Source organism: Mesorhizobium sp. M7D.F.Ca.US.004.03.1.1, assembly GCF_003998635.1.
Classification (GTDB): Bacteria; Pseudomonadota; Alphaproteobacteria; order Rhizobiales; family Rhizobiaceae; genus Mesorhizobium; species Mesorhizobium loti.
In genome coordinates this window covers 1-6,439 of sequence record NZ_RZQG01000297.1, presented here as the reverse complement: position 1 = coordinate 6,439, position 6,439 = coordinate 1, and the positions used below count along the sequence as shown (strand labels likewise).

Annotated in this window: 5 protein-coding genes; 4 read left to right on the top strand and 1 reads right to left on the bottom strand. The window is 65.0% G+C overall.

Annotated features, from left to right (window positions below):
* The 4 genes from EN935_RS17690 to EN935_RS17675 form a co-directional block, all read left to right on the top strand.
* The coding region (locus EN935_RS17690) for a heavy metal translocating P-type ATPase (protein WP_127373477.1) at positions 1 to 2,352 on the top strand (2,352 nt) is incomplete at its 5' end.
* A 43-nt stretch (positions 2,353 to 2,395) separates the two neighbouring features.
* Positions 2,396 to 2,788, top strand: a complete 393-nt coding sequence (locus tag EN935_RS17685) for a DUF305 domain-containing protein (RefSeq protein ID WP_127264377.1) — start codon at positions 2,396 to 2,398, stop codon at positions 2,786 to 2,788.
* 86 nt (positions 2,789 to 2,874) lie between these two features.
* Positions 2,875 to 3,720: an aldo/keto reductase gene (locus EN935_RS17680; RefSeq protein WP_109666048.1), complete on the top strand. Its 846-nt coding sequence runs from the start codon at positions 2,875 to 2,877 to the stop codon at positions 3,718 to 3,720.
* Between the two features lie 102 nt (positions 3,721 to 3,822).
* Positions 3,823 to 4,581, top strand: coding sequence for an MBL fold metallo-hydrolase (locus tag EN935_RS17675; RefSeq protein WP_245468872.1), 759 nt, complete (start codon positions 3,823 to 3,825; stop codon positions 4,579 to 4,581).
* Between the two features lie 70 nt (positions 4,582 to 4,651).
* Here EN935_RS17675 and mutS read toward each other — a convergent pair.
* A partial coding sequence (gene mutS, locus EN935_RS17670; RefSeq protein ID WP_127373476.1) for a DNA mismatch repair protein MutS occupies positions 4,652 to 6,439 on the bottom strand: 1,788 nt, incomplete at its 5' end.

Genomic DNA, 6,439 nt, shown 5'->3' with positions numbered 1-6,439 from the left:
CTCTATCATTTCTGCAGCCAGGGCTGCCGCACGAAATTCGTCGCCGAGCCGGAAAGATTCCTGACGGCCACTGATCCGGTCTGCGGCATGAGTGTCGATCGCGCGACAGCTAGGCACTTTGCCCGCCACGAAGGTCAGGGCTTCTATTTCTGCTCCGCCGCTTGCCAGGCGAAATTCGAGGCGGAGCCGCAAAAATATCTCGGCGACAAGCCGGCGCCGCAGCCGATGCCCAAGGGCACGCAATACACCTGCCCGATGCATCCCGAAATCATCCGCGACAAGCCTGGGTCCTGCCCGATCTGTGGCATGGCCCTGGAGCCGATGGGCGTGCCGACGGGCGATGAAGGGCCAAATCCCGAGCTGGTCGACTTCACCAGGCGGTTCTGGGTGAGCGCCGTCCTGTCGGTCCCCCTTCTGATCATCGCCATGGCGCCCATGATCGGCCTGACGTTTGAAGGCCTGGTCGAGGATCGGACAAAGGTCTGGATCGAGCTGGTCCTGGCAAGTCCGGTGGTGCTTTGGGCCGCCTTTCCCTTCTTCCACCGCGGCTGGGACTCGCTGGTCAACCGCAGCCCCAACATGTGGACGCTGATCTCGCTCGGCGTTGGTGCCGCCTATCTCTACAGCGTCGTCGCCACACTGTTTCCGGACATTTTTCCGCATCAGTTCCGCGGCCATGGCGGTGCCGTGCCGGTGTATTTCGAGGCCGCCGCCGTCATCGTCGCGCTGGTCTTCCTAGGCCAGGTGCTGGAGTTGCGCGCCCGTGAAAAGACCGGGTCGGCAATCCGCGCCTTGCTCGATCTCGCGCCGAAGACCGCGCGGCTGATCGCCGCCGACGGTTCCGAAAGCGATGTGCCGCTCGACGCGGTCAAGGCCGGCGATCGCCTGCGCCTCCGCCCCGGTGATGCCGTGCCGGTCGACGGCACGGTGCTGGAAGGCCGCTCCTCGATCGACGAATCGATGATCACGGGCGAACCGTTGCCGGTCGAGAAGACCGAGGGCGATGCGCTGACCGGCGGCACGCTCAACAGACAAGGTTCGCTGATCATGCGCGCCGAGCGGATCGGCGCCGAGACGACGCTGGCGCGCATTGTCGAGCTCGTCGCCAAGGCGCAGCGCTCCCGCGCCCCGATTCAAGGGTTGGCCGATCGCGTTTCTTTCTACTTTGTCCCGGCCGTCGTCCTTGTCGCGATTGCCGCTTTCATCGCCTGGGCCGTGTTTGGACCCGAGCCCAGCCTGATCTTTGCCATCGTCTCGGCGGTGTCGGTGCTGATCATCGCTTGCCCCTGTGCGCTCGGCCTCGCCACGCCGATGTCGATCATGACCGCCACCGGGCGCGGGGCGCATGCCGGCGTGCTGATCAAGGAGGCCGCGGCGCTCGAGCGCTTCGCCTCCGTCGACACGCTGATCGTCGACAAGACGGGTACGCTGACCGAAGGCCGGCCGAAACTGACCGATGTCGTTGCGGCAAACGGTTTTTCCGACGACGAATTGCTGGCGCTCGCCGCGGGTCTGGAGAAGGGCTCGGAGCATCCGTTGGCTGAGGCCATCGTTGACGGCGCTGGGACGCGCGGACTGAAGATCAATGAGGCCTCCGGCTTCGAGGCAGTCACCGGCAAGGGCGTTTCCGGTTCGGTCTCGGGAAAGAAAATCGCGCTCGGCAATGCCGCCATGATGGCTGATCTCGGCATCGACACCACACCCATCTCAGCCAAGGCCGAGGCGCTGCAGGTCGAAGGCAAGACGGCGATGTTCGTCGTCGTGGACAAGAAACTGGCCGGCCTCGTCGCCGTCGCCGACCCGGTCAAGGCGACCACCGCCGAGGCGATTAGGGCGCTGCACGACAGCGGCTTGCGGATCATCATGGCGACCGGCGACAACGAACGCACGGCAAGGGCGATCGCCAGAAGCCTAGGCATCGACGAGGTTCGCGCCGGCCTGTTGCCGGAGCAGAAGGCCGCCCTCGTCGACGAGCTGCGCGCCACGGGCAAAGGCGTCGCCATGGCCGGCGACGGCGTCAACGATGCACCCGCCCTTGCCGCCGCCGATGTCGGCATCGCCATGGGCACCGGCGCCGATGTCGCCGTCGAAAGCGCCGGCATCACCTTGGTCAAGGGCGACCTCAACGGCATCGTGCGGGCGCGCACGCTGGCGCAGGCGACGATCCGCAACATCCGCCAGAACCTGTTCTTTGCCTTCCTCTACAACGTGCTTGGCGTGCCGGTCGCCGCCGGTGTGCTCTATCCGCTCACCGGCACGCTGTTGTCGCCGATGCTGGCGGCGGCGGCGATGAGCCTGTCCTCGGTGTCGGTGATCGCAAACGCATTGCGGCTGAGAACATTGAAACTCTGAGCCAAGCCCCCAGATACGAAACCCACCCAACAGGAGACCATGAATGACCTTGGCTAAAAAACTCGTGCTTTTGCTGATGGCGGCCGGAATGCTGCTTGCCGTCTTCCTCGAAAGCGTCCCGGCACAGAGCGAGGAGATGAAACACGACATGGGCGCCATGGCGACGGACGCGACCAGCCCTTCGACCGAAGGCTACAAAGCCGCGATGGACAAGATGCATGCCGACATGATGGCATCTGAATACACCGGCAATGCCGATGTCGATTTCGTCAAGGGCATGATCCCGCACCATCAGGGTGCTATCGACATGGCCAAGGTCGAGCTCGCCAACGGCAAGGACCCGGAAATCCGCAAGCTCGCCGAAGGCGTCGTCGCCGCGCAGGAAGCCGAGATCAAGCAGATGCAGGATTGGCTCGCCGCCCATCCGGTGAAGTAGACTTTCGGCAATCGCCTAGGCGGCGAGAACGCCTCTGGATTTCTCGCCCAGCCTGTGATGCGATCCGGCCCCAACTGGAGCCCGCCATGCCGTCGATCATCAGAACCACCAAACTGCCCTCTGGCGAAGCCGTTCAGGTGCTTGGTCAGGGGACATGGAAGATGGGCGAGGATATCAGCCGCCGTACCGATGAGGTCAATGCTCTCAAGCTCGGCCTCGACCTCGGCATCACACTGATCGACACCGCCGAAATGTATGCCAGCGGCGGCGCCGAGGAGGTGGTGGCCGAGGCCATTGCCGGGCGCCGCGACGAGACCTTCCTGGTCTCGAAAGTGCTGCCGTCAAACGCTTCGCGCGCGGGCGTGCAGCGCGCCTGCGAAAACAGCCTGAAACGCCTGCGTACCGACCGCATCGACCTCTATCTGCTGCATTGGCCCGGCAGCGTGCCTCTGACTGAGACGGTCGCGGCCTTCGAGGCCCTGAAAAAGGCCGGCAAGATCCGCCACTGGGGTGTCAGCAATTTCGACACCGACGAGATGGAAGAGCTGATCGGCTTGTCCGATGGCGGCAATGTCCAGACCAACCAGGTGCTCTACAATCTGGTCCGGCGTGGCCTTGAATTCGACCTGGCGCCCTGGAGCCGGCAGCGCGGCATTCCGCTGATGGCCTATTCGCCGGTCGAGCAGGGCGCGCTGGCGCGCAATGCCAGGCTCGACGCCGTCGCCGCCCGCCACAATGCGACCCCGGCACAGATCGCCCTGGCCTGGGTGATGCATCAGGAGGGCGTCATCGCCATCCCGAAGGCAAGCAGCCAGGAACATGTCCGCCAGAATGTCGCCGCGCTCGACATCAAGCTTACGCCACAGGACATCGCCGATCTCGACCGCGCCTTCCCGCCGCCGGCGCGCAAACGTGGGTTGGAGATGATCTAGAGAGGCATGATCCCGAAGCGGGAACCAGTTTTCGGAAATAGCGAGCAAGCATTGGAACGAATTTCAGCCGGGCATCGGCACACGGCGTACAGAATCGGAGCCATGACGGTCACGTCGCTGCGCGACGGTTATGTCGACATGCCAATAAGGCGGCTGCGCCAGCCCGGAAACATTGTATTCGGCGATAAGCTGCCATCGCAGGTAGCGCTCGTTGACGGCGCGCTCAGGCTATCCGTCAACGCCTTTGCCATCGATGACGGCGACGACATCACGCTGATCGACACAGGGGCTTCGAACGCCTGGCACCCGACGATGGGGCATTTGCCCGAGGCGCTGCGCGAGGCGAAGATCGCCATCGACCGGGTACGCACAATTGCCTTCACCCACACCCATCTCGATCATATCCACGGGCTCATCCTTGCCGATGGTCGGGATGGCTTCCCGCAACTTACGCGCCTGCTTGTCCCGCGACTCGAGCTCGGCATGTTCCGGGCAGAGGCGAGGCTGGAACGCTTCCACAGCCGGGCCCAGCCTTTCGACGCCGGACAGCGCGTCAGCGCTCATATCGAGACGATCGCCGCCGCTGGCCATGAAGTCGGTCACACCTGCTTCCGCGTCATGAGCGAGGACGAAACGCTGTTGATCTGGGGCGACATCGTGCATGTGCCGTCGCTTCAATTCGATCGACCGGAGATCACGTGGGAATTCGACGCCGACCAGGAGGAGGCACGGGCAAGCCGGCTGCAGATAATGGCCCTTGCAGCCGACAACGGCTGCTACGTCGCAGGTGCGCATCTCGATTCACCGGGTGTCGGCCGGGTTTTCCGAGCCGAAAGAGGCTTCCGCTTCGAACCTTTGTAGGAACGGCAGCAAACGAGCAGCTGCCGTCAAGCCCGGACGTCGTTTTACGCCCGGGTTACTGAGGGGAGTCCTATTGTTTCGTTGTTAGGCCCTTCAATCGGTAGAGCGCTTCCAGCGCCTCCCGTGGCGTCATCTCGTCGGGATTGATCTCGCCCAGCGCCACACCCAGCGCATCACTCTTCACCGGCTTCGGCGCCTCCCGCTTCACCGCCACCGAAAACAGCGGCAGGTCGTCGACCAGCCGGTTCGTCTTGCCCGAAACCTCGCCTTCCTCAAGTTGGTGCAGCACTTCCTTGGCCCGGTCGACCACGGCTTCCGGCAGGCCAGCCAGCCGCGCTACCTGCACGCCATAGGAGCGGTCGGCGGCACCCTTGCCGACCTCGTGCAGGAAGACGACGTCGTTTTCCCATTCCTTGACCCGCATGGTGACGTTATGCAGCCGCGCCAGCTTGCCGGCGAGCGAGGTCATTTCGTGGAAATGGGTGGCGAAGATCGCCCGGCAGCGGTTCTTCTCATGCAGATATTCGACCGCCGCCCACGCGATCGACAGGCCGTCGAAAGTGGCGGTGCCGCGGCCGATTTCGTCGAGGATCACCAGTGCGCGCTCACCGGCCTGGTTGAGGATCGCCGCCGTCTCGACCATCTCGACCATAAAGGTCGAGCGGCCGCGCGCCAGGTCGTCCGAGGCGCCGACACGCGAGAACAGCCGGTCGACGACACCGATATGGGCCGATGCCGCCGGCACGAACGAGCCGGTCTGGGCCAGGATGGCGATCAGCGCGTTCTGCCGCAGGAACGTCGACTTACCGCCCATGTTGGGGCCGGTCAGAAGCCAGATCGCGCCGTTCTTGGCGCTGCCCTCCGGCGACAGGTCGCAATCATTGGCGACGAATGGGCCTTCGCCGGAGCGGCGCAGGGCCTGTTCGACCACCGGATGCCGGCCGCCCGTAATCTCGAAGGCGAGGCTGGAATCCACCACTGGCCTGCACCAGGCCTCGCTCTCGGACAAAAGCGCGAGGGCGGCCGAGACATCGAGCACGGCCAGCGCATCCGCACCGGCGCGGATCTTCTCCGCTTCGCCGACCGCTTCCGTCGTCAGCGCGTCGAAGGCGGCAAGCTCGATGCTGAGCGCCCGGTCGGCGGCATTGGCGATCTTGGTCTCGAGTTCGGCAAGCTCGGTCGTGGTGAAGCGCATGGCATTGGCCATGGTCTGGCGGTGGATGAAGCGGGCCTTGGCGCCATCGCTGCCGGTCATGATCGCATGATGGTTGGCGGTCACCTCGATGTAGTAGCCGAGCACATTGTTGTGCCGGATCTTCAGCGAGCGGATGCCGGTCTCGTCGATCAGCGAGCGTTCCAGCCCGGCGATCACCTTTCGCGATTCGTCGCGCAGCGCCCGCATCTCGTCGAGATCGGCATGGTAACCGCCGCGCACGAAGCCGCCGTCGCGCTTGAGCAGCGGCAGTTCGTCGCCAAGCGCCTGCGTCAGATGCTGGGCCAGCGCCTGGGGCAGCGCATGGATGGCGGCGAGTGCGGCCGTCAATTCCTGGGGCAGGGCGGTCGCGGCAAAGATTTCAGCGATCGCACCTGCCGCTTCGAAACCGGCGCGCAGCGCGCCGAGGTCGCGCGGACCGCCCCGGTTGAGCGCCAGCCTGGACAGCGCGCGCGGCATGTCGGCGACGCTCTTCAGGCTCGACCGCACCGCCTGGCAGAGCCGCGTCTCGGAGCGGAAGAACGACACCGAGTCCAGCCTGGCGCCGATCGCGGCCGGGTCGGTCAGCGGCGCCATCAGCCGGTCGGCGAGCAGTCTTGCGCCGCCGCCGGTCACCGTGCGGTCGATCGCCTTGAACAGCGAGCC